Below are 24,413 nucleotides of genomic sequence, written 5' to 3' on the forward strand. Positions count from 1 at the left end.
CCGGGATGAGCACATCCTTCGAACCGGTGGTCCCGGCGATCACACCGGCCACCACGGCGGAGGAACTCGCCCGGATCGCGGCGACCAGGCCCGACCTGGGCGCCGTCGTGGCCTGGCATCCGAACGCCTACGACGAGCTGCTGGACTGGCTGGCGGTCTATGGCAGCCAGGCTGCCCGCGATGCCGTCCGGGCTCGCCGCGCGCAGCCGGCGGCGGTCCTCCAGCCAGCGGCCCCGACCGTCCCACCCTCACCGGCACCACGCCGCCGGCGCCCGGCGGTGGTCGCCGGTGTCGCCGTCGGGGTGGTGGTGTTCGCCGTGGTGGCGGCCTTCGCCGTCGAGCCGGTCCGCAGCCTGTTCGCCGGCCCGCGGCCGACCGCCTCCGCTCCGGTCGCCCCGGCCCAGACCGATGTCCCCGCCGCCGACAGCTTCGGGGTGGACGCCGCCTCGTCCTTCGTGAACGGCATCGGGGTTGCCTGGACCCTCGACCTGGACGACCTGGAGCCAACAGGAGAGGACCGCGGGTTCTCCGGCGTCACCGACTACGGCGCCTTCTGGCTGGTCTCCAGTCACCAGTCGATCGGCGACCTGGCCCACGGTGGCCACGCCACGGCAGTCGATGCCGCCACCGGGACGGTGCTGTGGTCGCTGCCCGACGGCGGCGTCGAGCGGCAGTGCGCCAACCGGCTGGTGGCCGGGCAGTTGATCTGCCTGCACACCACCGATGAGGGCCGGCAGGTCGAGAGCATTGAACCGGACACCGGGGCGGTGGCGGTCGAGAAGTCGCCCGGGTTCAGCGCCGGCGCCGTGGCAGCCCTGGACGACGCCTACCTGCTCGTCGGTGATGACGCCTCAGGGAAGTCGTCCACGGTGAGGCTGGCCCTGCTACGTCCGGGTGGCGAGTTGGTGTGGACGTCCCGGATCCCGGGCTGGTGCACCACTCCCGGGCGGTACGACCTGACCACCCTGGACGCCCGGCAGACCGGGGGCCAGCTGGTGGTCACGGTGAACAACTGCCTGGCTGCGACCCTCGACCCGGCCACCGGTGAGGTTGCGGACTCCTTCGGGGCGCAGAACCTGGCGGTGCTGACCGGCGGACTCGCCGCGGAGGCGCCGTACTGTCAACTCGACAGCGCGGCCTCTGACGACTGCCGCGGCACCGCCCGGCGCCGCCCTGACGACGTCGCCCAGCCGGACGGCAGCCGGCTCCCGCTGCGCCGGCCGGCCCACGGCGGCTATGTCTGGAGCGGTACCGACGGGCTGCTCGATCAGGCACCGGCGTCCTGGTATCTGGTCGGTGGCGACGACTGCTTTCTGTCTGCGGTCGTGGACGCGGCCTCGGGCCGCGAGCTGTGGCGCTCCAGTGACGCCGTCGGCGGGTTCTGCCCCGTGCAGGTGGGCGACGGCCAGAACGCCCGTCCCGCTTTCCTGGTCAACGGAACCGACGGTGGCGACCTGCTGACGCTGCTGGATCTGGCGAGCGGCGAGCCGGTGTGGCAGCGTCCCTTCTCCGGGTTGACCCGGAGCCAGGATTCCTTCGGCTACTTCGCTGCCTCGCCCGACGCGCAGACCATCCTGGAAGCCGACGACCACGGGCTGAACGCCTTCGCCACCGCCGATGGCCGGCTGGTCTGGCAGGGCTTCCGCGCCCTGGACGATAGTGCCGTCTGGTGGCAGGTGGTGCCCGGCCCGGGCCGCTCCTCCGTGGTGGAGCAGACCGCGCAGCACCTTGCCCGGCTGGTCCCGGCCACGGCCCCGACCCGCGTCGAGCCGATGCCGCAGGAGGTTCCCGACTGCCCGGCGGGCTGGAGCCCGGTCAGCTGGTCGACCTGGGTCGGCGGTCACACGCTGGTCTGCAGCACTCCCTCGCTGGCCACCTGGTACCTGGAGTTCGTGGACGGGCAGACGGTCTACCGCACCGACGCGGCGACCCAGACCCCCACCGGATGGTCCTGGACGTCACCGACCGGGGTGGTGGTTTCGGTGGCCTTCGCTGGCGGGCTGGTGCAACTGGCCGGCGACGGCGAGGAGACCACCCGGTTCCCGGCCGCCGCCTGGCACAACGGCACCTCGACAGCGCTCACCGACCCACCGGCCTCGGTTCCGGTCTGCCCCGCCGGTGCCTGGCCGCTGTCGCTGTCGGTCTGGAAGGACGGCTGGCTGCTGGTCTGCGGCACCGCCGCTGATGCGCCGGTCCGGCTGACCTTCTCCGACGGTGCCAGAACCCTTGAATCGACGTCGGTCAGCTACCAGGACGGCACGTACTGCGGCCAGGCCGGCGACGCCCGGGTGTGTGCCTATCAGGCACCTGCGCTGGTGACCGTGGAGTCGGACGGGGGCCAGGTGGTGCAGCACAGCGTGGCCGAGAACTGGTACGCCGGGGCCGGCCATGGCGGCGCCGGGGAGGGCACCGGCTCCTACGATGTCGATACTCCCGAGGGCACCGCCGCTGACCAGTTGCGCTACCTGGACCAGATCCTCGACCGCTCCCGGGCGGCCCGCAAGACCCTCACCCCGAGCATCGACGACGTCCTGGCCTGCCGAAAACTCGGCTCGGCGATCACCCGGATCGACGCGGTGACGGCCAACCGCGACGCACTGCTGGAGGCGCTGCGCTCCACCCCGGTGGACGCGCTGCCCGAGGGTGAGCGGATCGTCACCGACCTGCGCTTTGTCCTCGACCTCTCCCGGGCCACCGACCAGGCCTATGCCGACTGGGCCCGCACCGAGCAGGACAATGGCTGCACCGGCGGCCGGACATCGCCGGAGTGGGCGGCGGCCCAGGCTGCCGACGACGCGGTCGACGGACCGAAGGACGCCTTCGTGGCCTACTGGAACAGCTCGATCGCGCCGAAGTACGGCGTCCGCGACCTGGCCAACAGCGACATCTGAGCGGTCGCGGTCAGGGCTGAGCCGGCTCCGGCTCGGCGTCGGGCAGGGTGGCGGTGAGGGCCGGCACCGCCGGTTCGTCCCGGTTTGCCGCCAGCCGGATCAGCACCACGCCGGCGACCACCAGCACGCCGCCGGTCAGCTGCACTGCCGAAGGCACCTGGTGCAGCAGCAGCGCGGCCAGCAGCACGGCGAAGAGCACCTCGGACAGGCTGACGAAGCTTGACAGCCGTTCTCCCATCCGGGCGATTCCGGCGACGCCGAGGGAGTAGGCAAGGGCGCCGGCCACCAGTCCGACGACACCGAGCGGCAACCACCACGGCAGGTGCGTGCCCAGCAGGGAGACCTCCACCAGCGGGGCCGCGTAGGGCAGTATGCCGATCAGGCAGGCCAGGCCGAGCAGCACGGCACCGACCGCCAGCCCCAGCCCGGGCAGCGCCAGCGGCGGCAGTGGGCTGGGACGGGCAGCGATCACGAAGTAGGACGCGGCGCCGACCATCGCACCGAAGGCGAACAACACCCCGAGCGGGTCCGGGGTGGCGCCGGCGAGGTCGAGGACGCAGAGCAACCCGATCACGCTCACCACGACACCGGCCAGCACCAGCGGGACCGGGGGACGCCGGGTACGGACCCAGGCAAGCAGGACGAGCGCGACCGGCGCCAGGTACTCCAGCAGCAGGGCGATGCCGACGTCCATCCGGTCCACGGCGGCGAAGTAGCACAGCTGCGAGACGGCGACGCTGAGCACGCCGAACCCGAGAACCGGCCGCCACTGGGTGCGCAGCAGACCGAACCGGCCGCGCAGCTGCCACAGCGAGAACGGCAACAGCGCCACGGCGGCGATCAGCACTCGCCAGAAGACCGCCGCACCGGGCGTCCAGCCGGCCTCGAACAGGGGTGTGGCGAACACTCCCGAGGTGCCGAACGCCAGTGAGGCGGCCAGCCCCAGCGCGATGCCGGCCGTCACCTGGCTGGAGCCGGCCGTGAGCCCAGGAACGGGGGTAGTCACCGCACCATTGTCGCCGGTATCCCGGTCGGCTCGTGCCGGGCTGCCGGCCGTGGAACGCTCGGCCGGTCAGCATCACCCGCTGATTTTGCATCAGGGCTTCCCGCGTGGGAGAATCGACAGGTTGCTCCGACGGGGACGCCATCGCGGCGGCCCCTCGGCAAGTCTGGCGCGTCAGTGCCGGGCCCTACCACGAACCATTCAAAACGGATCGTGTGCGGCCCAGAACAGGCCCGACACGCCCGACCCCGGGGGTCGGAGGAACGCACTTGTCCGGAAGATGCACCGGGTGAGTAACGATCGAGTTGAAAAGGACATCCAGTGGCGGGACAGAAGATCCGGATCCGACTCCGGGCTTACGACCACGAGGTCATCGACTCCTCGGCGAAGAAGATCGTCGACACCGTGACCCGTACCGGCGCGAAGGTGGCTGGCCCCGTGCCGCTGCCGACCGAGAAGAACGTATTCTGCGTGATCCGTTCGCCGCACAAGTACAAGGACAGCCGCGAGCATTTCGAGATGCGCACCCACAAGCGGCTCATCGACATCCTCGATCCCACGCCGAAGACGGTCGACTCGCTGATGCGGCTCGACCTGCCGGCTGGTGTGGACATCGAGATCAAGCTTCCGTGAGGTCAGCCGGTATGAGTAGCGAACGCACAGTCAAGGGGCTGCTGGGCACCAAGCTCGGCATGACCCAGGTGTGGAACGAGGCCAATCAGGTCGTTCCCGTCACCGTTATCGCGGCCGGCCCGAATGTGGTCACCCAGATCCGTACCCCCGACGCCGACGGCTACGCAGCCGTCCAGCTCGGCTTCGGTGCGGTCAAGGCCAAGAACGTCACCAAGCCCGCCGCGGGCCACTTCGAGCGCGCCGGGGTCACCCCCCGCAAGCACCTCGTCGAGTTGCGCACCGCGGACGCGAGCACCTACACCCTCGGCCAGGAACTGACCGCCGAGGTCTTCGCCTCCGGCGAGATCGTGGACGTCACCGGCGTCACCAAGGGCAAGGGCACCGCGGGCGTCATGAAGCGGCACGGCTTCGGCGGTCTGCGCGCCTCCCACGGTGTGCACCGCAAGCACCGCTCGCCCGGTTCGATCGGCTCCTCGGCCACCCCGTCCCATGTCTTCAAGGGCACCCGGATGGCGGGTCGCATGGGTGTGGAGAAGGTCACCGTGCAGAACCTCACGATTCACGCCGTCGACGCCGAGCGCGGGCTGATCCTGGTGAAGGGCTCCGTGCCCGGCCCCAAGGGCGCCCTCGTGGTGGTCCGGACGGCCGCCAAGAAGGGAGTCCAGGCATGAGCCTCACCGTTCCCGTGCTGGGCACGAAGTCCGACACCGTCGATCTGCCTGCCAAGGACTTCGACGTCCAGACCAACATCCCGCTGATCCACCAGGTCGTGGTGGCCCAGCAGGCCGCGGCCCGCCAGGGCACCCACGCCACCAAGACCCGGGGCGAAGTCTCCGGCGGTGGCGCCAAGCCGTGGCGCCAGAAAGGCACCGGCCGTGCCCGGCAGGGTTCCCGCCGGGCCCCGCAGTGGGTTGGCGGCGGCATCGTCCATGGTCCGCAGCCGCGCAGCTATGCCCAGCGCACCCCGAAGAAGATGATCGCCGCCGCGCTCCGCGGGGCACTGTCCGACCGGGCCCGCGAGGGACGCATCCACGTGGTCTCGGAGATCGTCGTCGGCGAGACGCCGTCCACCAGGACCGCACTGCAGGCCCTGGCGCAGGTCACCGGCCCGCGGCTGCTGGTGGTGCTGTCCCGCACCGAAGACGTCGCCTGGCTGAGCCTGCGCAATGTCGCCACCGTGCACGCGCTGGCCGCCGACCAGCTGAACGCCTACGACGTCCTGCTCGCAGACGACGTGGTCTTCACCACCGCAGCCCTGGCCGACTTCACCGGCGCTGCCGCAAGCGAAGCCGAGGAGGAGAAGTGAGCGAGATCAAGATCCGCGACCACCGCGACATCCTGCTCGCCCCGGTCGTCAGCGAGAAGAGCTACGGCCTGCTGGACGAGAACAAGTACACCTTCGTCGTCGCGCCCGACGCCAACAAGACCGAGATCAAGATCGCGGTCGAGAAGGTCTTCGGAGTGAAGGTCACCGGGGTGAACACGATCAACCGGATCGGCAAGCGCAAGCGCACCCGCTACGGCTGGGGCAAGCGCGCCGACAGCAAGCGCGCGATCGTGAGCGTCGCCGACGGCCAGCGCATCGACATCTTCTCGGGCCCGGCGGTCTGAGAGCCAGAGAGGACTACGAACCCATGGCTATTCGCAAGTACAAGCCGACCACCCCGGGCCGTCGCGGCTCGAGCGTGGCCGACTTCGTGGAACTGACTCGCTCCACCCCGGAGAAGTCGCTGACCACCTCCAAGCCGAAGACCGGCGGCCGCAACAACTCCGGCCGGATCACCACCCGGCACATCGGTGGCGGTCACAAGCAGGCCTACCGGCTGGTCGACTTCAAGCGCTACGACAAGGACGGCGTGCCGGCCAGGGTGGCGCACATCGAGTACGACCCGAACCGCACCGCCCGGATCGCGCTGCTGCACTACGCTGACGGCGAGAAGCGCTACATCCTGGCTCCGCTCGGGCTTGAGCAGGGCGCCACGGTGGAGGCCGGTGAGGGCGCTGACATCAAGCCCGGCAACAACCTGCCGCTGCGCAACATCCCGGTCGGCACCACGGTGCACGGTGTGGAGATGCGGCCCGGTGGCGGCGCGAAGCTCGGCCGCTCGGCCGGTGCCCGGATCCAGCTGGTCGCCCGCGAGGGCAAGTACGCCACGCTGCGGCTGCCCTCGGGCGAGATGCGGATGGTGGACGTGCGCTGCCGCGCGACCGTCGGCGAGGTCGGCAATGCCGAGCAGTCGAACATCAACTGGGGCAAGGCCGGCCGGATGCGCTGGAAGGGCGTCCGCCCGACCGTCCGCGGTGTGGTGATGAACCCGATCGACCACCCGCACGGCGGTGGCGAGGGACGCACCTCCGGCGGTCGCCACCCGGTGACCCCGTGGGGCAAGCCAGAAGGCCGCACCCGCGACAAGAACAAGGCCAGCAACAAATTGATCGTCCGTCGCCGCAAGGCCGGCAAGAAGCGCTGATTGGACAGGTGAGGTAAGAGATGCCACGCAGCCTGAAGAAGGGCCCCTTCATCGACGACCATCTGGCCAAGAAGGTCGACGCCCAGAACGAAAAGGGCACCAAGCAGGTCATCAAGACCTGGTCCCGGCGCTCCATGATCAGCCCGGACATGATCGGGCACACGATCGCGGTGCACGACGGTCGCAAGCACATCCCGGTGTTCATCACTGAGGCGATGATCGGCCACAAGCTCGGGGAGTTCGCGCCCACGCGCACCTACCGCGGGCACATCAAGGACGACAAGAAGGCACGCCGCCGCTGAGCGGGCCGGAGAAGGAACTGATTTCAAGTGAGTAGCAAGAGTGAGCGACCCAGCCGTCGCGCTGCCCTGCTCGGGGATCGTCCTGGCTCGTACGCCATCGCGCGTCACGTGCGGATGTCTCCGCTGAAGGTGCGCCGCGTGGTCGACCTGGTCCGAGGGATGGACGTCAATGCCGCCCTCGATGTGCTGAGGTTCGCCCCGCAGGCGGCCTCCGAGCCGGTCTACAAGGTGCTGGCCAGCGCCAAGGCGAATGCCGAGTCCACCGAGGGGTTGCGGGGCGACGACCTGTACGTCTCCGCCGCCTTCGTGGACGAGGGTATGACGCTGCGCCGGATCCGGCCGCGGGCCAAGGGCTCCGCCAGCCGCATCCTGAAGCGAGCCAGCCACATCACCGTCGTCGTCGAACCCAAGGGAGCCTGAGCATGGGCCAGAAGATCAACCCCCATGGCTTCCGCCTCGGGATCACCACCGACCACAAGACCCGGTGGTACGCGGACAAGAACTACGCCGACCTGGTCGCCGAGGACGTCAAGATCCGCCGCTACCTGGCCAAGACCCTGGAGCGTGCCGGGATCTCCTCGGTGGAGATCGAGCGCCGCAGCGAACGGGTGAGCATCTACCTCTACGCCGCGCGTCCGGGCATCGTCATCGGCCGCAACGGTGCCGAGGCCGAGCGCGTCCGCGCCGAGCTGGAGAAGCTGACCGGCAAGCAGGTCCAGCTGAACATCCTCGAGGTGAAGAACCCCGAGACCGATGCCCAGCTGGTCGCCCAGGGGATTGCCGAGCAGCTCGGTGCTCGCGTGGCCTTCCGGCGCGCGATGCGCAAGGCACAGCAGTCGGCGATGCGCTCCGGCGCCCTGGGCATCCGGATCCAGTGCTCGGGTCGTCTCGGTGGCGCCGAGATGAGCCGGTCGGAGTTCTACCGCGAGGGACGGGTGCCGCTGCACACCCTGCGCGCCGACATCGACTACGGCTTCTACGAGGCCCGCACCACCTTCGGCCGGATCGGTGTGAAGGTGTGGATCTACAAGGGTGACGTCTCCGGCAACCGTGCCGAGCGCGCCGCCCAGAAGGCCGCCCGGCAGGCTGCCGGCGGTCGCGCCCGCCCGGCCCGCGGCCCACGCCGCGAGGGTGCCGGCGGTCGTCCCGATCGTCCAGAGCGTGGCGGACGCCGCCGCGCCGAGGCCGTGGCCGAGGGCGCTGCGCCCGAAGCCGCGGTGAGTGAGAACGCAGGAGCCTGACCATGTTGATTCCGCGCAGGATCAAGCACCGCAAGCAGCACCATCCCAGTCGGGACGGCGTTGCCAAGGGCGGTACCAAGCTGGCCTTCGGCGAGTACGGCATCCAGGCCCTGGAGTCCTCGTACCTGACCAACCGTCAGATCGAGAGCGCCCGTATCGCGATGACCCGTCACATCAAGCGTGGCGGCAAGGTGTGGATCAACGTCTACCCCGACCGTCCGCTGACCAAGAAGCCGGCCGAGACCCGGATGGGTTCCGGCAAGGGCTCGCCGGAGTGGTGGATCGCGAACGTGAAGCCCGGCCGGGTGCTCTTCGAGCTCTCCGGCGTGACCGAGGACGTGGCCCGCGAGGCGATGCGCCTGGCGATCCACAAGCTGCCGTTCAAGGCTCGCTTCATCAAGCGGGAAGCAGGTGACATCTGATGGCAAACACTGTGACGGCTGCCGAGCTGCGGGCTCTGTCCCGTGACGAGCTCAACGCCAAGGTGATCGAGCTGAAGGAGGAGCTGTTCGGACTGCGGTTCGCCGCTGCCACCGGACAGCTGGAGTCCCACGGCCGGCTGCGTGAGGCCCGCAAGGACATCGCGCGGATCTACACCGTGCTGCAGGAGCGCAACCTCGGCATCATCCCCGATCCCGATGAGGACAAGTGAGTGTCATGAGTGAGCAGAACGACGCCAAGCGCGGCGCGCGCAAGGTCCGCGAGGGCATTGTGGTGTCCGACAAGATGGACAAGACGGTCGTCGTCAAGATCGAGTCCCGGGTCAAGCACCCGCTCTACGGCAAGGTCATGACGAAGTCCGAGAAGCTCAAGGCGCACGACGAGGCCAATCAGGCCGGCATCGGCGACCGCGTTCGGGTTGCAGAGACTCGGCCCACCTCGGCCACCAAGCGGTGGCGCCTGGTCGAGATCCTCGAAAAGGCCAAGTGACCAGGAGAGATAGCAGATGATCCAGCAGGAGACGCGACTCAAGGTCGCCGACAACACCGGTGCGAAGGAACTGCTCTGCATCCGGGTGCTCGGCGGCTCGACGCGTCGCTACGCCGGCCTGGGCGACAAGATCGTTGCAACGGTCAAGGACGCCATCCCGGGCGGCAATGTGAAGAAGGGCGAGGTCGTCAAGGCGGTCGTCGTCCGTACGGTGAAGGAGACCCGCCGTCCCGACGGCTCCTACATCAAGTTCGATGAGAACGCCGCCGTGATCCTGAAGAACGACGGGGAGCCCCGCGGCACCCGCATCTTCGGCCCGGTCGGCCGTGAGCTGCGCGAGAAGAAGTACATGCGGATCATCTCGCTGGCCCCGGAGGTGTTGTGAGATGGCGAAGACTCTTCACGTGAAGAAGGGCGACCGCGTCAAGGTGATCGCCGGCAAGGACAAGGGCGCGACCGGGGAGATCATCTCCGTCGATCCCGAGGCCGGCCGCGTCGTGGTCCAGGGCGTGAACCTGGTCAAGAAGCACCGTCGCGAGCAGCCCAACCCGCAGACCCGTCAGCCGCTCAAGGCCGGCATCATCACGACCGAGGCGCCGATCGACGCCTCCAATGTGCAGCTGCTGGTGAAGGTGGACGGCAAGGAGGTGGTGACCCGCGTCGGCTACGAACGCCGTGAGGTCACCAAGCGTCGGTCCGACGGCAGTGAGTACACCGGTACCCGCAGCGTCCGGATCGCGCGCAAGACTGGGAAGGAAATCTGATGACTGCCGCCACTGCAGAAAAGCAGCTGCCGCGTCTGAAGCAGAAGTACCGCGAGGAGATCGCGCCCGCGCTCCACCAGGAGTTCGGCTACGCCAACGTCATGCAGATCCCCGGTCTGGTCAAGATCGTGGTGAACATGGGCGTCGGCGAGGCTGCCCGGGACTCCAAGGTGATCGACCACGCGGTGCGCGACCTGACCGCGATCACCGGCCAGAAGCCGACCATCACCAAGGCCCGCAAGTCGATCGCGCAGTTCAAGCTGCGCGAGGGCATGCCGATCGGCTGCCACGTCACGCTGCGAGGCGACCGGATGTGGGAGTTCGCCGACCGGCTGCTCACCCTGGCGCTGCCCCGGATCCGCGACTTCCGCGGCCTGTCGGCCCGCCAGTTCGACGGCCTGGGCAACTACACCTTCGGTCTGGACGAGCAGGTGATGTTCCACGAGATCGACCAGGACAAGATCGACAAGCTGCGGGGCATGGACATCACGTTCGTGACCTCGGCCAGCAACGACGACGAAGGCCGTGCGCTGCTCAAGGCGCTGGGCTTCCCGTTCAAGACCCCGGAGAACGAGGTCGCGAAGGTCGCCAAGAAGCGCCCGGCATTCACCGGCAAGAAGAAGAAGTGAGCTGATCCATGGCCAAGACTGCCCTGAAGGTGAAGCAGGCCCGCAAGCCGAAGTTCGCCGTCCGTGCCTACACCCGCTGCTCCAAGTGCGGGCGGCCCAAGTCGGTGTACCGCAAGTTCGGCCTGTGCCGGGTGTGCGTGCGTGAGATGGCCCACAAGGGCGAGCTCCCCGGCGTCATCAAGTCCTCCTGGTGAGAGTCCCTCGAAACCAGTCCAACCCGACCCGCTGAAGGTCCGCTGTGACAGCGGAAACCGCGGCGAGAAAGTGAAAAACAAGTCATGGTAATGACTGACCCGATCGCAGACATGCTGACGCGTCTGCGCAACGCCAATCAGGCGTACCACGATTCGACGACCATGCCCCACAGCAAGATCAAGGCGGGAATCGCCGAGATCCTGAAGGCCCAGGGCTACATCGCTGACTTCGAGGTGCTGGACCCGGCCGAAGGCGAGGTTGGCAAGTCGCTGAAGCTGCAGCTGAAGTACGGCGCCAACCGTGAGCGGGCGCTGTCCGGCGTCCGCCGGATCTCCAAGCCCGGCCTGCGCGTCTACGCCAAGTCGACCGCGCTGCCGAAGGTTCTCGGCGGCATGGGGATCGCCATCATCTCGACCTCCCAGGGTCTGCTGACCGACAAAGAGGCCAAGTTCAAGTCCGTGGGCGGCGAAGTCATCGCCTACGTCTGGTGATCGGAGGATAGGACAATGTCACGCATTGGAAGGCTCCCGATCGCCGTGCCCGCAGGGGTGGACGTCACCCTGGACGGCCAGACCGTGTCGGTGAAGGGCCCCAAGGGTGCGCTGAGCCACGTCGTGCGCGAACCGATCAAGGTCGGACGCAACGAGGCCGGCGAACTGGAGGTCACCCGCCCCGACGACGAGCGGGAGTCCCGTTCGCTGCACGGCCTGACCCGGACGTTGGTGGCCAATATGGTCACCGGCGTCACCACCGGCTACGAGAAGAAGCTCGAGATCGTCGGCGTGGGCTACCGCGTCACGGCCAAGAGCCCGACCCAGTTGGAGTTCGCGCTGGGCTTCTCGCACCCCGTCGTGGTGAACGCCCCGGAAGGCATCACCTTCTCGGTGGAGAGCAACACCAGGTTCACCGTGTACGGCATCGACAAGCAGGCTGTGGGCGAGGTTGCCGCCAACATCCGCAAGATCCGCAAGCCTGAGCCCTACAAGGGCAAGGGTGTGCGGTACGCCGGCGAGCGGGTTCGCCGCAAGGTTGGAAAGGCGGGTAAGTGATGGCTATCTCACTGTCTACGCACAAGGGCGTTGCCGCCCGGAAGGCGGCGCAGCTGCGCCGCCAGGTCCGTGGCCGCAAGAAGATCGCCGGCACCCCGGATCGTCCACGCCTGGTGGTCACCCGGTCGAGCCGCCACATCGTGGCACAGGTGATCGACGACACCCGGGGCGTCACCCTGGCGTCCGCCTCCTCGCTGGAGGTGGACGTGCGGGCGACCGACGGCGACAAGTCGGCCAAGGCCAAGGTCGTCGGCAAACTGGTCGCCGATCGTGCGAAGCAGGCCGGCGTGACAGACGTCGTCTTCGATCGCGCCGGCAACAAGTACCACGGGCGGATCGCGGCGCTGGCTGACAGTGCCCGCGAGGCCGGCCTCGGATTCTGACGGAACTCGGAAAGGTAACGAGCGATGAATGGAACCCAGCGCCGCGGTGGCGGTGCCGGTGGTGAGCAGCGTCGCGGCCGCGAGGACCGTCGTGGCCGGGATGCTGCCGCCGAGAAGGAGAAGAGCAACTACCTCGAGCGGGTGGTAGCGATCAACCGGGTGGCGAAGGTCGTCCAGGGCGGTCGCCGGTTCAGCTTCACCGCGCTGGTCGTGGTGGGCGACGGTGACGGCATGGTCGGCGTCGGCTACGGCAAGGCCAAGGAGGTGCCCGCGGCGATCGCCAAGGGTGTCGAGGAGGCCAAGAAGCATTTCTTCCGTGTGCCCCGCATCCAGGGCACCATCCCGCACCCGGTGCAGGGCGAGAAGGCGGCCGGCGTGGTCATGCTGCGCCCGGCCTCCCCGGGTACCGGTGTGATCGCTGGCGGCTCGGCCCGCGCCGTGCTGGAGTGCGCGGGGGTGAAGGACGTGCTGGCGAAGTCGCTGGGCAGCGACAACGCGATCAACGTGGTGCACGCCACGGTGGCCGCGCTGCAGAGCCTGGAGGAGCCGGAGGCCGTCGCCAAGCGCCGCGGCCTGCCGGTGGCGGACGTTGCTCCGGCAGCGCTGCTGAAGGCACGCAAGGAGGTCAACTGATGGCACGGCTGAAGGTGACCCAGATCAAGTCCGGGAACTCCCGCAAGCAGAACCAGCGCGACACCCTGCGCACGCTGGGTCTGAAGCGGATCGGCGACGTGGTTGTGAAGGAAGACCGCCCCGAGATCCGCGGCATGGTGAACACCATCCCGCACCTCGTGGCAGTCGAGGAGGTTGAGTGACATGGCACTGAAGGTTCATCACCTGCGGCCGGCTCCCGGCGCCAACACCGCCAAGACCCGGGTGGGTCGTGGCGAGGGCTCCAAGGGCAAGACTGCCGGCCGTGGCACCAAGGGCACCGGCGCACGCAAGAACACCCCGGAGAACTTCGAGGGCGGGCAGATGCCGCTGCACATGCGGCTGCCCAAGCTGCGCGGCTTCTCCAACCCCTTCCGGGTGGAGTACCAGGTGGTCAACCTGGCCAAGCTGGCGTCCCTCTACCCCGACGGGGGCGAGGTGACCCCGGCCGACCTGGTGACCAAGGGCGCCGTCCGCGACGGCGAACTGGTCAAGGTGCTCGGCAACGGCGAGGTGACCGTGGCCCTGCAGGTGAGCGCGAACGCGTTCTCCGCCTCGGCCAGGGAGAAGATCGAGAAGGCGGGCGGTTCGGTTACCGAGCTGTGAGCCGCTGATGCTGTGAGAGGGCCGGTCCTTTGGGGCCGGCCCTCTTTTTTCACACCGCGGGACGCGACGGGGGAGAATGGGGTATGGACGCCAGCGACGCAGCCCCCGCCCATCCCCAGACTCGTCATGAGATCGCGCTGCCTTCCGCGGAGGTCTCGTATCTGGAGTGGGCGCCACCTGAGGCTGAGCGGACGCTTCTGCTGCTGCACGGCGGCGGGGTGGATTCCGCGTCGCTGTCGTGGGGTGGGGTAGGGCCGGAGCTTGCCGCGGCGGGCTACCGGGTGATCGCTCCTGACCATCCGGGGTATGGCAGCAGCCCGCTGCCGGATTGGTCGTCCTCCCAGGAGCGTCTGGTGGGCTACGTGGGTGAGTTCGTGGCTGCCCTGGACCTTGGCGGCTACGCGGTGGGTGGGCTGTCGATGGGTGGCGGGATGACGATCGGGCACCTGCTGGACCGTCCGGAGAAGATCACCGGCGCGATCCCGATGGGAAGCTACGGGTTCATGGAGCGGCTGGGCGAGGGGCGGTTCGCCGGCCTGCTGCACTGGCTCACCTGGGCCAGCGTCCAGTCGGGGTTCCTTGATCTGGCCACCCGGTGGTACTCCGGCAAGCGTTCCCGGATGGATCTCACCATCAAGGCGCTGATCGCCGATCCTGCCCGGCGTGACCCGGCCCTGCTGGACGAGGTCTGGCAGGCCGTCCAGTCCGGCGAGGGGTCGGCAGCGTTCAGCCAGTGGCAGAAGTCGGAGTACGGCCGCAAACGTGCAAAGACTGTCTACCTCGCGCAGTTGCCGTCGGTGACCACGCCCGTCCTGCTGGTGCACGGTGAGAACGACCCCGGCGTCCCGGTCGCCAGGGCCCGGCTGGCAGCCAGCCTGCTGCCTCACGGCCGGCTGGTCGAGGTGCCCGGCGCGGCCCACTGGGTGCAGCGGGAAAGACCCGACATCGTGGTGCCCGCGCTGCTCGACTTCCTGGCCGGTCTGGATTGGCCAGCCGGTTCGGCGGTTCGGCAGCCTGCTTGGTAGAGTTTGGCGGGTTGTGCGTCGGCGAGGGGTCGGCGTGTCGTGCTAAGAGAGTTGGGTTCGGATGCTGTCAGCGTTCGCCAATGCGTTCAGAACGCCGGATCTTCGCAAGAAGATCCTGTTCACGCTCGGGATTCTCGCCGTGTTCCGGCTCGGCTCGGTCATCCCGACGCCGAACGTGAACATCGTGAACGTCGATCAGTGCCGTCAGCTGTCGCTGTCGGGTGAGAGCTCCGGGCTCTACTCGATGATCAACCTGTTCTCCGGCGGTGCGCTGCTGCAGCTGACCATCTTCGCCCTGGGCATCATGCCCTACATCACTTCCAGCATCATCCTGCAACTGATGGCAGTGGTGATCCCGCGGCTGGAGGCGTTGAAGAAGGAGGGTGCCGGCGGCACCCAGAAGATCACCCAGTACACCCGGTACCTCACCATCGTGCTGGCAGTGCTGCAGTCCACCACCTTCGTCACCCTCGCGGTCAACGGCCAGCTGTTCGTCGGCTGCTCCCTCGACCTGGTCTACGACAAGAGCATCTTCCCGATCATCGTGATGATCCTCACCATGACCGCCGGTACCGGCGTGATCATGTGGCTGGGCGAGCTGATCACCGACCGCGGCGTCGGCAACGGCATGTCGGTGATGATCTTCACCCAGATCGCCGCCGCCTTCCCGTCGCAGCTGTGGAGCATCAAGGAGTCCCGTCCGGGCGCCGAGGGCTGGCTGATCTTCATCCTGGTGCTGGCCGTCGGTCTGGCGGTCATGGCGGGCGTGGTCTTCATGGAGCAGGGCCAGCGGCGGATCCCCGTTCAGTACGCCAAGCGGATGGTCGGGCGCAAGCTGCTCGGCGGCTCCACCACCTACATTCCGATCAAGGTCAACCAGGCTGGCGTCATCCCGGTGATCTTCGCCTCCTCGTTGATGTACCTGCCGGTGTTGTACGCCCAGTTCCAGCCCGGAACCGTCGACAACCCCAACCCGATCGCCAGCTGGATCTCGGCGAACTTCGTCCGCGGCGACCACTGGATCTACAACCTGACCTACGCGCTGCTGATCATCGGCTTCGCCTACTTCTACGTCTCGATCACGTTCAATCCCGACGAGGTCGCCGACAACATGAAGAAGTACGGCGGCTTCATTCCGGGCATCCGCGCCGGCGAGCCGACGGCCAACTACCTGCGGCACGTGCTCTCGCGGCTGACCGCACCTGGCGCGCTGTACCTGGCGGTGATCGCGTTGATCCCGACCTTGGCGTTCGTGCTGTTGGGGACACAGGGCAAGTTCCCCTTCGGCGGCACCTCGATCCTGATCATCGTGGGGGTCGGCCTCGACACGGTCAAACAGATCCAGAGCCAGTTGCAGCAACGCAATTACGAGGGCTTCCTTCGCTGAATCCAGCCTCGGGGACGGGGCCGACTTGATAGGCTCGCAGGGATTCGGAACCATCGTTCCAGTAGGACAAAAGCAAGGGAATCCGCAGTGAGACTGCTTATCATGGGCCCCCCCGGGGTCGGCAAGGGCACGCAGGCACGGGGCATCGCCGCACACTACGAGGTGCCGGCCATCTCGACCGGGGACATCTTCCGGGCGAACGTTCGCAACCAGACCCCGCTGGGTCAGAAGGTGGCTGCGATCATGGCCGAGGGTGGCTATGTCCCCGACGAGATCACCGACGCGATCGTGCGTGACCGGCTGGGCGAGGACGATGCCGCTGCCGGCTGGCTGCTGGACGGTTACCCCCGCACCCTGGGGCAGGTCGAGGCCCTGGACGGCGTCCTGGCCGAGTCGGGCACCGCGCTGGACGCGGTGATCTCGCTGGTGGCCGACGAGGATGTCCTGGTGGAGCGGCTGCTCAAGCGCGCCGAGATCGAGGGCCGCGCCGACGACAACGCCGACACCATCCGCAACCGGATGGCCGTCTACAACCAGGCCACCGACCCGCTGCTGGCGATCTACCGCGACCGTGGCCTGCTGGTCGAGGTCGACGGCATCGGCACCATCGAGGAGGTCGGCGGGCGGATCACCGCCGCGCTGGACCAGGTGGCGGCGAGCTGATCGTGGCGCCGCGCATCGAGCGCAAGACTGAGGACCAACTGCGTGCGATGCGGGCAGCCGGGCTGGTTGTCGCCCGGATTCTCGAACAATTGCGGCAGGCCGCCCGTCCGGGCGTGACCACCGCGGAACTGGACGGCCTCGCCCGCGCGGAGATCGCACGGGTGGGAGCCGTCTCCTCCTTCCTCGGCTACGACGCCGGCTACGGACTGCCGCCCTTCCCGGCGGTGACCTGCATCTCGGTCAACGACGAGGTGGTGCACGGCATCCCCGGCCCGCGGGTGCTGGTCGAGGGCGACCTGGTGTCGATCGACTTCGGGGTCTCGCTGGCCGGCTGGCACGGCGATTCCGCGATTACCGTCGGGATCGGTGAGCTGCCCGCCGAGCGGGCCCGGCTGAGCGAGGTCACCCGGCAGGCGCTCTGGGCCGGGATCGCCGCCGTCCGCGCCGGTGGCCGGATCGGTGACATCGGCCACGCCGTCGAGCACAGCATCCGCCGCGAACCGGTGCGGTACGGGATCGTCGCGGAGTTCACCGGCCACGGCATCGGCACCGCGATGCATATGGAGCCGGACGTTCCCAACCTCGGCCGGCGCGGCAGGGGAGTGCCGCTCACCACCGGCATGACGATCGCCATCGAGCCGATGGTCACCCTGGGCCGGGCCGCGCTGGCCACCCTGGACGACGAGTGGACGGTGGTCACCCGCGACCGCTCGGCGGCAGCACACTGGGAACACACGGTGGCGATCACCGAACGCGGCCTGTGGGTGCTGACCGCGGCGGACGGCGGCGAGGCTGAGCTGGCGGCCCGTGGCGTGCCGTTCGGCCCGCTGGGCGACTGAGCCCCGATAGCATGCGGCCGTGACAAGGCAACGGATCGAAGCAGCATTGATCGATCTGGGCCTGGTCGTCGGCTGGGTGGTGGTTGTCGCCGCCCTCGGATTCGCGCTGTGGCAGTGGGACGTGGTCACCACCGTCCCGCCGCTGACGCTGAACCTGGCGGGTTCGGTAGCGGTGGTGGTGCCGCTGCTGGTGTTGTTCACCCTCACCGAGGGCGGCCGCTACGAGGCCAGCCCCGGCAAGCAGTGGGCGGGGCTGCGGATCAGGCGGCTCGACGGACGCTCGCTGGGCTACAGCCGGGCCCTGCTGCGGAACCTGATCCGGATCGGACTGCCATGGGCGCTGGCCCATGCGGCGGTGCTGGCCCAGTTGACCGCCCGGCCGCCGATCGGCTGGGACGTCTGGGTGCTCACCGGCAGCGCCGTCCTGTTTCCCGTCCTCACCGTGGTCGCGATGCTCACCGGCGACCACCGCGCACCCCACGACATCGCCAGCCACGGCCAGGTGGTGGCCACTGGCGGCGCCCGGCGGGTGGCCGAGGGCTGAGCCCGGCCTGGCCTGGAACGCTGACACCTGCCTGAAACAGAGACCGCCTACGCTGTGCGGCGTGAGCCTGCTGTTTCGCGACTATGCCGGTACCCCGAAGGCATTCGATGAAGTTGTGGGGGCCGAGGGCGTCCGGATGGCCTACGGTTCGGTGCTGCGGCAATTGGCCAAGCTCGACACCGATGAGGTCAGGATCCGGGCCGAATACCTGAAGTCGACCTACCTCGACCAGGGTGTCACCTTCGACATCGGCGGCGAGGAGCGGCCGTTCCCGCTGGACATCGTGCCACGGGTGATCCTGGCCGACGAGTGGGCCGAGGTGGAAGCCGGCGTCAAGCAGCGGGTGCGGGCGATCGAGGCCTTCCTGGCCGACGTCTACGGTGAGGGCAGGGTCTTCCGCGACCGGGTGGTGCCGCGCCGGGTCGTGGTGACCTCGCCGCACTACCACCGCGTGATGCACGGCGTGGTGCCGCCCAACGGGGTTCGCTGCCAGGTTGCCGGGATCGACCTGGTTCGCGACGAGGTGGGACGATTCCGGGTGCTGGAGGACAACGTCCGGGTGCCCTCGGGGGTCTCCTACGTGATCTCCAACCGGCGGGCGATGTTCTCGGCTCTGCCCGAGGTGACCTCCCGGCACCGGATCCGCCCGGTCGAGCAGTACCCGCTGCACCTGCTGGCGGCGCTGCGGGCAGCTGCCCCCAGCGGGGTGAGCGACCCGACGGTGGTGGTGCTCACCCCCGGCGTCCACAACTCGGCCTACTTCGAGCATGCCCTGCTGGCCCGGATGATGGGCGTGGAGTTGGTCGAGGGCCGCGACCTGGTCGCCCACAACGGACGGGTGTCGATCCGCACCACCCAGGGCCTCAAGCCGGTGCACGTGATCTACCGCAGGATCGACGACGAGTTCCTCGATCCGGCCCAGTTCCGGGCGGACTCGCTGCTCGGCTGCGCGGGCCTGGTCACCGCGATCCGGGCGGGCAACCTCACCCTCGCCAACGCGATCGGCAACGGGGTGGCCGACGACAAGCTGATCTACACCTACATGCCCGACCTGATCCGCTACTACCTGAACGAGGAGCCGGCGCTGGCCAGCGTCGACACCTGGCGGCTGGAGGAGCCCGCCCACCGTGAGGAGGTGATGGACCGGCTCGACGAGCTGGTGCTGAAGCCGGTCGACGGCTCCGGCGGCAAGGGGATCGTGATCGGGCCACGGGCGACAGCCAGGGAACTGGCGGCCCTGCGGGCGAGGATCCTGGCCGACCCGCGGGGCTGGATCGCCCAGCCGGTGGTGCAGCTGTCGACCGTCCCCACCATGATCGACGGACAGATGATGCCCCGGCATGTCGATCTGCGGCCGTTCGCGGTGAACTCCGGCGACGCGGTCTACGTGCTGCCCGGCGGGCTGACCCGGGTGGCCCTGCCGGAGGGCGAGCTGATCGTGAACTCCAGCCAGGGCGGCGGTTCGAAGGACACCTGGGTACTGGCCGCCGAGGGGGTACGGGGACGCAAGCGCCGCCGGACCGCGCCACCGCCGGAGGCGGTGCCCCTGGGGGCACTGGGCGAGGAGCCGGTACAGCGCCAGCAGACCCAGCAGCAACAGCAGCAGGCCCGGGGAGGTGCGCCATGCTGAGCCGGATCGCCGAGTCGCTGTTCTGGATCGGACGCTACCTGGAGCGGGCCGAGGACACCTGCCGGATCGTCGAGGTGCACCTGCAGCTGCTGATCGACGATCCCACCGTCGACTCCGACGAGGCGGCGGCCACCCTGCTGGCGGTGATGGGCTCGGCAACCGACCCGTCCGGGATCACCGACTCCAACGAGACCGTGATGGCCCAACTGTGCTGGGACGGGGCCTCACCCTGCTCGATCGCGGCCGCGATCGGCGGCGCCCGGGAGGCTGCCCGCCGGGCCCGGGAGACGATCTCCACCGAGATGTGGGAGGCGATCAACACCTCCTGGATCGCGGTGAAGGGCAGCCGGTTGCAGCGGATGCGTCCGGCCACCGCGTTCAAGTACGTGCGGGAGCGTTGCGCGGTCATCTCCGGCACGGCCGACCAGACCATGAGCCACGACGAGGGCTGGCACTTCCTCACCCTCGGACGCAGTCTGGAGCGGGTCGACATGACCGCCCGGATGATCTCCACTGCCGCGGTGATCGCCGGCAGCCAGAACGCCTGGCCGAATGTGCTGCGGGGCTGCGGCGCGCACCACGCCTTCATCCGCAGCTACGGCGGGGTGGTCGCCGACCGGGACGCTGTCGAGTTCCTGCTGCTCGACCGGCTCTTTCCGCGGTCGGTGGTGCACACCCTGACGATCGCCGAGGACTCTCTGGCCGAGCTGGATCCTGGTACCCGGCGGGCCGGTGTCCACGACGATGCGCAGCGACTGCTGGGCACCGTCCGGGCCGCGCTGGAGTACCAGCGTCCGGAGCGGATCCTGGCGGAGTTGCCGCAGCGGATGGTCGACCTGCAGCGCGCCTGCCACCAGGCCAGCGAGGCGATCACCAGCCGCTACTTCAGCGCGGCGACAGCTGCGAGTTGGCAGGAGGGAGCCTGATGGGCCGGCAGCTTCGGATCGTCCATCACACCGGATACCGCTACCCGTCCGGGGTGGCAGCCTCGCGGAACGAGGCCCGGATGACGCCGCGGACCAATCGCGAGCAGATCGTGCTGGCCACCACCTTGGAGATCTCGCCGACCGCCTGGACCTACGGCTATCGGGACTACTGGGGCACCCAGGTGACGGCCTTCGAGATCTCCGCCCCGCACGACCGGTTGCAGGTAGTGGCCACCAGCACCGTCGAGGTGGGCGACCGGCCGGCCACCGGGCTGGGGATCTCCTGGGAGGAGGTGCTGGACCCGGAACTGGCCGACCAGTACGTCGAGATGCTGCAGTTGGCGGGCCACATCGAGCCACCCGCGGGGCTGCGGACGCTGGCGCGGCGGATCCGCCGGGATGCCCCGACCCCGGCGCAGGCGGTCCACCGGTTGGTGACAGCGATCCGGGAACGGGTGGACTACGTCCCCGGCTCGACGGAGGTGCACACCCGGGCCAGTGAGGTGTGGGAGGCGCGCGCCGGGGTCTGCCAGGATCTGGTCCACCTCGCGCTGGGCGCGCTGCGTTCGATCGGCGTGCCCGCCCGGTACGTCTCGGGCTATGTGATGCCCTCGCAGAACCCGTCGGTCGGCGAGCCGCAGACCGGTGAGTCCCACGCCTGGCTGCAGTACTGGGACGGCCGGTGGGTGGGACTGGACCCGACCAACGACACCGCGCCGGGCGACTTCCACGTCGAAATCGGTACCGGTCGCGACTACTTCGACATTCCGCCGTTGAAGGGGGTCTACTCCGGCCCCAGCGAGTCGGACATGTTCGTCGAGGTGGAGATCACGGTCCTGGCCTGAGCGGCCCGCGTGGTGGGCTCCAGTCTTTGTTCGTGGGGCGGATGTCCTCGCCGGTGAGGTCTTCGTGGACGCGGTACGCGGCGAGGGCGCCGGTGAGGAGCTGAGCCCAGGGCTCGGGGCCGGCGGGGCTGAACGCCGAGGCGTGATACACCCCCGGGATGGTGGTGCGCAGGCGCGGGAGGGCAAGAAGGGTGCGCCAGCCGTGCCATTGCGGGCCGGCAGTGCTTGCCGCGGTCAGCCCGCGTGGTGGCCGCCGGCCGGTGAGGGTGGCGTGCTGCCAGGGGGAGGTGGCGATGATGATCGCCCGGCCTTCCACAGGTCCCTCGGTGGTGAGCACCCGGCCGGGGGCGACGTGGCGTGCCTCGGTCTGCCAGCGCAGGTCCACATCGCGATCGACGAGCCGCTGCAGGACGATGTCCAGCAGGCGGGTGGCGGGCTGGGGGATGTCGCCGGAATCGGCCAGCTGCCAGCGTCCGAAGGTGCGTTCGATGCTGAGCCTGGTGCCGAGCCAGCCGGGGGTGGTCCGCGGATCGCTGTCACGGCGCAGTGCCAGGTCGGTGAAGAGGCTGCCGAGCGGGCCTGCCTGTCGGGCGAGGTCAGCCAGGGTCTGGTGGGTGTGCAGCGCCGCCTTGGTGGCGCGGTCGAGGCGGGTTGCGGTGAACTCGGCCTCCACGCCGAGGGGACGCAACGCGAGCCAGCTGGTGTCCAGCCGGTCGAGCAGGTCGCGCCAGGTTGCGGCCGCCCGGGGCCCAACCGTCTCGGCCAGGGTGTGCCACTGGCCGGCGCGATCCGCCGGGAGCGTGATCTCACCCGCCGATGTCGCGTAGCTGGGCGCGGGGGCCGGCACGAGACGTAGCCCGTGGCGGCCCAACTCTCCGGTTATCGGTCGGCCGGACTTGCGGAACAGATCGCGCCACGCCCCCGGCAACAGGATCACGTGGGGGTCTGGGTCGAGCGGTGACAGGGGGACCGGCTCGGGGATCGCCGGCCGATCGGGGAACGCCCGGCGATCGAGCACGACGACCTGGTGGCCGACGCGGGCGAGCCGGGCGGCTGCGGCCAGGCCGGGCAGGGTGGCACCGACGACGACGATCACGGCTGTTCCCGGTGCAGGGCGAGCAACTCGGCCAGGGTGAGAGCCTGGCATCCGGCCAGGTCGGAGACCTGGGTGCGGCAGGAGAAGCCGTCCGCCACCACGATCGCCCCCGGCCCGGCCGCGCGGATGGCCGGCAGCAGCTGGTCCTCGGCGACCGCCACGCTGACCTCGTAGTGGCCGCGCTCGACGCCAAAGTTGCCGGCCAGGCCGCAGCAGCCTCCCAGGGTGGTGACGGTGGCACCGGTGCGGGCCAGCAGGGCGGCGTCGGCCTGCCAGCCGAGTACGGCGGCGTGGTGGCAGTGTGGCTGCACGACCAGCTGGTGACCGACCAGGTCGGGCGGGGTGTAGCCGGGGGTCTCAGCCAGCAACTCGGCCAGGGTGCGGGTGGCAGCGGCGACGGCGGGCAGCCGTGGGTCGTCGATCAGTCCGGCCGCGTCATCCCGCAGCACGGCCAGACAGGACGGTTCGACGCCCAGGATCGGCAGCCCGCGTTCGACGTAGCTGTGTAGGGTGCCGACCGCCTGCCGCAGCCGGCGGGCGGCGGCGTCCCGCTGGCCTGTGGTGATCCAGGTCAGCCCGCAGCAGGCGGGATCGGTGACCAGTTCTGGCGTCCAGCCGGCGTCGGTCAGCACCTGGACCAGAGCGGGCAGATGGGTGCCGGCGAAACAGTCGCTGAACGAGTCGATCCACAGCGCCACCGGCCTGCCCGCACCGGCAGACCGGGCGAGGGTCTGGTGGGATGGGCGGGCTGCGAAGCGCGGGAGGGAACGGCGCCGGTCGACTCCGGCCAGCCAACGTGCCGCCCGTCCGACCCCCGGCGCCCGCAGTGCGCCGTTCACCAGCGCCGTGGCTCCCGGCAGCCGGGTGATCAGCCGGGCGAATTGCGGCAGCCGCCCGAGCAGATAGTGACTGCGCGGCCGCAACCGGCCGCGGTAGGTCTCGGCCAGCGCCTGGGATTTGTAGGAGGCCAGGTCGACGCCGGTCGGGCAGTCCCGGGCGCAGCCCTTGCAGGCCAGGCAGAGGTCGAGCGCCTCGTGCACCTCGGGGGCGGCGAAGCCGCCGGGCAGCGTGCCGCCGAGCAGTTCGGCCAGGACGTGTGCCCGGCCGCGGGTGGAGTCCTTCTCGTTCCCGGTGGCACGGTAGGAGGGGCACATGATGTCGGCGGTCTCGCCGTGCTGGCTGATGCAGCGCCCGACCCCCGAACACCGGTGCACTCCCGCGGCCAGTTCCGGATGGGCCAGGGCCAGCGACGAGCGGGCCAGTTCGGTGCGCAGGCCGGCGTCCACCGGGGCCGGGTCGACCAGGACGCCGGGGTTGAGCAGGTTGTCCGGGTCGAAGAGTTGCTTGACCGCCCCGAACAGCGCCAGCGCTGCGGGGGAGTACATCGCGGGCAGCAGTTCGGAGCGGGCCCGGCCGTCGCCGTGCTCGCCGGACATCGAGCCGCCGTGGCTGCCGACCAGGGCGGCGGCATCGGTCAGGAAGGCCCGCAGCCGGGCCGGGCCGTCCGGCGCGGTGAGCGGGAAGTCGATCCGGGCATGGACGCAGCCCTCGCCGAAGTGCCCGTAGGGCGCGGCCTGCAGGCCGTGCTGGTCCAGCAGCGCCTCGAAGTCGCGCAGGTAGCCGCCGAGCCGCTCGGGAGGGACGGCGGCGTCCTCCCAGCCGGCGTAGGCCGGACGGGCGAGGCTGGTCTCGGCCAGGCCGGCGCCGTCG

General features: G+C 69.5%; 33 protein-coding genes. 30 read left to right on the plus strand and 3 right to left on the minus strand.

Going from position 1 to position 24,413, the window contains the following annotated elements; genetic code table 11:
* Positions 1–5 precede the first annotated feature (5 nt).
* On the plus strand, positions 6–2,891 hold the full coding sequence (locus tag VB080_RS00210; RefSeq protein WP_323416394.1) for a PQQ-binding-like beta-propeller repeat protein: 2,886 nt from the start codon (positions 6–8) through the stop codon (positions 2,889–2,891).
* A gap of 10 nt (positions 2,892–2,901) precedes the next feature.
* On the opposite strand, the gene VB080_RS00215 is transcribed toward VB080_RS00210, so the two are convergent.
* Positions 2,902–3,897 (minus strand): EamA family transporter, encoded by a 996-nt coding sequence (locus VB080_RS00215; protein WP_323416395.1) that lies wholly within the window; start codon positions 3,895–3,897, stop codon positions 2,902–2,904.
* 318 nt (positions 3,898–4,215) lie between these two features.
* Here VB080_RS00215 and rpsJ point away from each other — a divergent pair, with 318 nt between their 5' ends.
* From rpsJ to VB080_RS00360, 29 genes are all read left to right on the plus strand, one after another.
* The gene (gene rpsJ, locus VB080_RS00220; protein ID WP_020488540.1) at positions 4,216–4,527 is read left to right on the plus strand and encodes a 30S ribosomal protein S10; all 312 of its coding nucleotides are present in this window, start codon (positions 4,216–4,218) and stop codon (positions 4,525–4,527) included.
* A gap of 11 nt (positions 4,528–4,538) precedes the next feature.
* Entirely contained in the window at positions 4,539–5,198 is a 660-nt protein-coding gene (gene rplC / locus VB080_RS00225; protein ID WP_323416396.1) for a 50S ribosomal protein L3, read from the plus strand.
* A complete protein-coding gene (rplD, locus tag VB080_RS00230; protein ID WP_323416397.1) occupies positions 5,195–5,833 on the plus strand; it encodes a 50S ribosomal protein L4 in 639 nt (212 codons plus the stop codon). The genes rplC and rplD overlap by 4 nt, the downstream gene beginning before the upstream one ends.
* Positions 5,830–6,138, plus strand: coding sequence for a 50S ribosomal protein L23 (gene rplW, locus VB080_RS00235; protein ID WP_323416398.1), 309 nt, complete (start codon positions 5,830–5,832; stop codon positions 6,136–6,138). Before rplD ends, rplW begins: the two co-directional genes overlap by 4 nt.
* 23 nt (positions 6,139–6,161) lie before the next feature.
* The gene (rplB, locus tag VB080_RS00240) at positions 6,162–6,998 is read left to right on the plus strand and encodes a 50S ribosomal protein L2 (RefSeq protein ID WP_323416399.1); all 837 of its coding nucleotides are present in this window, start codon (positions 6,162–6,164) and stop codon (positions 6,996–6,998) included.
* A 20-nt stretch (positions 6,999–7,018) separates the two neighbouring features.
* Positions 7,019–7,300: a 30S ribosomal protein S19 gene (gene rpsS / locus VB080_RS00245; protein ID WP_323416400.1), complete on the plus strand. Its 282-nt coding sequence runs from the start codon at positions 7,019–7,021 to the stop codon at positions 7,298–7,300.
* Positions 7,301–7,327: 27 nt separating this feature from the next.
* Complete coding sequence (gene rplV / locus VB080_RS00250; RefSeq protein ID WP_323416401.1) at positions 7,328–7,720, plus strand: 50S ribosomal protein L22; 393 nt, start codon at positions 7,328–7,330, stop codon at positions 7,718–7,720.
* A gap of 2 nt (positions 7,721–7,722) precedes the next feature.
* A complete protein-coding gene (gene rpsC, locus VB080_RS00255; protein ID WP_323416402.1) occupies positions 7,723–8,541 on the plus strand; it encodes a 30S ribosomal protein S3 in 819 nt (272 codons plus the stop codon).
* A gap of 2 nt (positions 8,542–8,543) precedes the next feature.
* Positions 8,544–8,963, plus strand: a complete 420-nt coding sequence (gene rplP / locus VB080_RS00260) for a 50S ribosomal protein L16 (protein ID WP_323416403.1) — start codon at positions 8,544–8,546, stop codon at positions 8,961–8,963.
* Positions 8,963–9,193 carry a 50S ribosomal protein L29 gene (gene rpmC, locus VB080_RS00265; protein WP_323416404.1) on the plus strand — a complete coding sequence of 77 codons (231 nt, stop codon included), beginning with the start codon at positions 8,963–8,965 and terminating at the stop codon, positions 9,191–9,193. The genes rplP and rpmC overlap by 1 nt, the downstream gene beginning before the upstream one ends.
* 5 nt (positions 9,194–9,198) lie before the next feature.
* Positions 9,199–9,471: a 30S ribosomal protein S17 gene (gene rpsQ, locus VB080_RS00270; RefSeq protein ID WP_323416405.1), complete on the plus strand. Its 273-nt coding sequence runs from the start codon at positions 9,199–9,201 to the stop codon at positions 9,469–9,471.
* 16 nt (positions 9,472–9,487) lie between these two features.
* Positions 9,488–9,856: a 50S ribosomal protein L14 gene (gene rplN / locus VB080_RS00275; protein WP_323416406.1), complete on the plus strand. Its 369-nt coding sequence runs from the start codon at positions 9,488–9,490 to the stop codon at positions 9,854–9,856.
* A 1-nt stretch (position 9,857) separates the two neighbouring features.
* Entirely contained in the window at positions 9,858–10,235 is a 378-nt protein-coding gene (gene rplX / locus VB080_RS00280; protein ID WP_323416407.1) for a 50S ribosomal protein L24, read from the plus strand.
* Positions 10,235–10,864 carry a 50S ribosomal protein L5 gene (gene rplE, locus VB080_RS00285; RefSeq protein WP_323416408.1) on the plus strand — a complete coding sequence of 210 codons (630 nt, stop codon included), beginning with the start codon at positions 10,235–10,237 and terminating at the stop codon, positions 10,862–10,864. The genes rplX and rplE overlap by 1 nt, the downstream gene beginning before the upstream one ends.
* An 8-nt stretch (positions 10,865–10,872) precedes the next feature.
* Positions 10,873–11,058 (plus strand): type Z 30S ribosomal protein S14, encoded by a 186-nt coding sequence (locus tag VB080_RS00290; RefSeq protein ID WP_323416409.1) that lies wholly within the window; start codon positions 10,873–10,875, stop codon positions 11,056–11,058.
* 84 nt (positions 11,059–11,142) lie between these two features.
* Complete coding sequence (gene rpsH, locus VB080_RS00295; RefSeq protein WP_323416410.1) at positions 11,143–11,550, plus strand: 30S ribosomal protein S8; 408 nt, start codon at positions 11,143–11,145, stop codon at positions 11,548–11,550.
* Between the two features lie 15 nt (positions 11,551–11,565).
* Positions 11,566–12,108: a 50S ribosomal protein L6 gene (gene rplF / locus VB080_RS00300; RefSeq protein ID WP_323416411.1), complete on the plus strand. Its 543-nt coding sequence runs from the start codon at positions 11,566–11,568 to the stop codon at positions 12,106–12,108.
* Positions 12,108–12,491 (plus strand): 50S ribosomal protein L18, encoded by a 384-nt coding sequence (gene rplR / locus VB080_RS00305; RefSeq protein WP_323416412.1) that lies wholly within the window; start codon positions 12,108–12,110, stop codon positions 12,489–12,491. Before rplF ends, rplR begins: the two co-directional genes overlap by 1 nt.
* 24 nt (positions 12,492–12,515) lie before the next feature.
* Positions 12,516–13,124: a 30S ribosomal protein S5 gene (gene rpsE / locus VB080_RS00310; RefSeq protein ID WP_323416413.1), complete on the plus strand. Its 609-nt coding sequence runs from the start codon at positions 12,516–12,518 to the stop codon at positions 13,122–13,124.
* Positions 13,124–13,306 (plus strand): 50S ribosomal protein L30, encoded by a 183-nt coding sequence (gene rpmD / locus VB080_RS00315; RefSeq protein ID WP_323416414.1) that lies wholly within the window; start codon positions 13,124–13,126, stop codon positions 13,304–13,306. The genes rpsE and rpmD overlap by 1 nt, the downstream gene beginning before the upstream one ends.
* Before the next feature lies 1 nt (position 13,307).
* Complete coding sequence (rplO, locus tag VB080_RS00320; protein ID WP_323416415.1) at positions 13,308–13,748, plus strand: 50S ribosomal protein L15; 441 nt, start codon at positions 13,308–13,310, stop codon at positions 13,746–13,748.
* An 83-nt stretch (positions 13,749–13,831) separates the two neighbouring features.
* Positions 13,832–14,773: an alpha/beta hydrolase gene (locus tag VB080_RS00325; protein WP_323416416.1), complete on the plus strand. Its 942-nt coding sequence runs from the start codon at positions 13,832–13,834 to the stop codon at positions 14,771–14,773.
* A gap of 61 nt (positions 14,774–14,834) precedes the next feature.
* Complete coding sequence (gene secY / locus VB080_RS00330; RefSeq protein WP_323416417.1) at positions 14,835–16,160, plus strand: preprotein translocase subunit SecY; 1,326 nt, start codon at positions 14,835–14,837, stop codon at positions 16,158–16,160.
* Positions 16,161–16,247: 87 nt separating this feature from the next.
* The gene (locus tag VB080_RS00335; protein ID WP_323416418.1) at positions 16,248–16,823 is read left to right on the plus strand and encodes an adenylate kinase; all 576 of its coding nucleotides are present in this window, start codon (positions 16,248–16,250) and stop codon (positions 16,821–16,823) included.
* Entirely contained in the window at positions 16,823–17,662 is an 840-nt protein-coding gene (gene map, locus VB080_RS00340) for a type I methionyl aminopeptidase (RefSeq protein WP_416339568.1), read from the plus strand. Before VB080_RS00335 ends, map begins: the two co-directional genes overlap by 1 nt.
* A gap of 19 nt (positions 17,663–17,681) precedes the next feature.
* On the plus strand, positions 17,682–18,206 hold the full coding sequence (locus VB080_RS00345; RefSeq protein WP_323416419.1) for an RDD family protein: 525 nt from the start codon (positions 17,682–17,684) through the stop codon (positions 18,204–18,206).
* A 61-nt stretch (positions 18,207–18,267) separates the two neighbouring features.
* Positions 18,268–19,836 (plus strand): circularly permuted type 2 ATP-grasp protein, encoded by a 1,569-nt coding sequence (locus tag VB080_RS00350; protein WP_323416420.1) that lies wholly within the window; start codon positions 18,268–18,270, stop codon positions 19,834–19,836.
* A complete protein-coding gene (locus tag VB080_RS00355; protein WP_323416421.1) occupies positions 19,830–20,762 on the plus strand; it encodes an alpha-E domain-containing protein in 933 nt (310 codons plus the stop codon). The genes VB080_RS00350 and VB080_RS00355 overlap by 7 nt, the downstream gene beginning before the upstream one ends.
* Positions 20,762–21,607: a transglutaminase family protein gene (locus tag VB080_RS00360; protein WP_323416422.1), complete on the plus strand. Its 846-nt coding sequence runs from the start codon at positions 20,762–20,764 to the stop codon at positions 21,605–21,607. The genes VB080_RS00355 and VB080_RS00360 overlap by 1 nt, the downstream gene beginning before the upstream one ends.
* On the opposite strand, the gene VB080_RS00365 is transcribed toward VB080_RS00360, so the two are convergent.
* Positions 21,591–22,703 (minus strand): hypothetical protein, encoded by a 1,113-nt coding sequence (locus VB080_RS00365; RefSeq protein ID WP_323416423.1) that lies wholly within the window; start codon positions 22,701–22,703, stop codon positions 21,591–21,593. The genes VB080_RS00360 and VB080_RS00365 overlap by 17 nt on opposite strands.
* Positions 22,700–24,413 (minus strand): FAD-binding and (Fe-S)-binding domain-containing protein (locus VB080_RS00370; RefSeq protein ID WP_323416424.1); only part of this gene is annotated, 1,714 nt, incomplete at its 5' end. The genes VB080_RS00365 and VB080_RS00370, both read right to left, overlap by 4 nt.

This window comes from Propionicimonas sp. (assembly GCF_034927565.1).
Lineage (GTDB): Bacteria > Actinomycetota > Actinomycetes > Propionibacteriales > Propionibacteriaceae > Propionicimonas.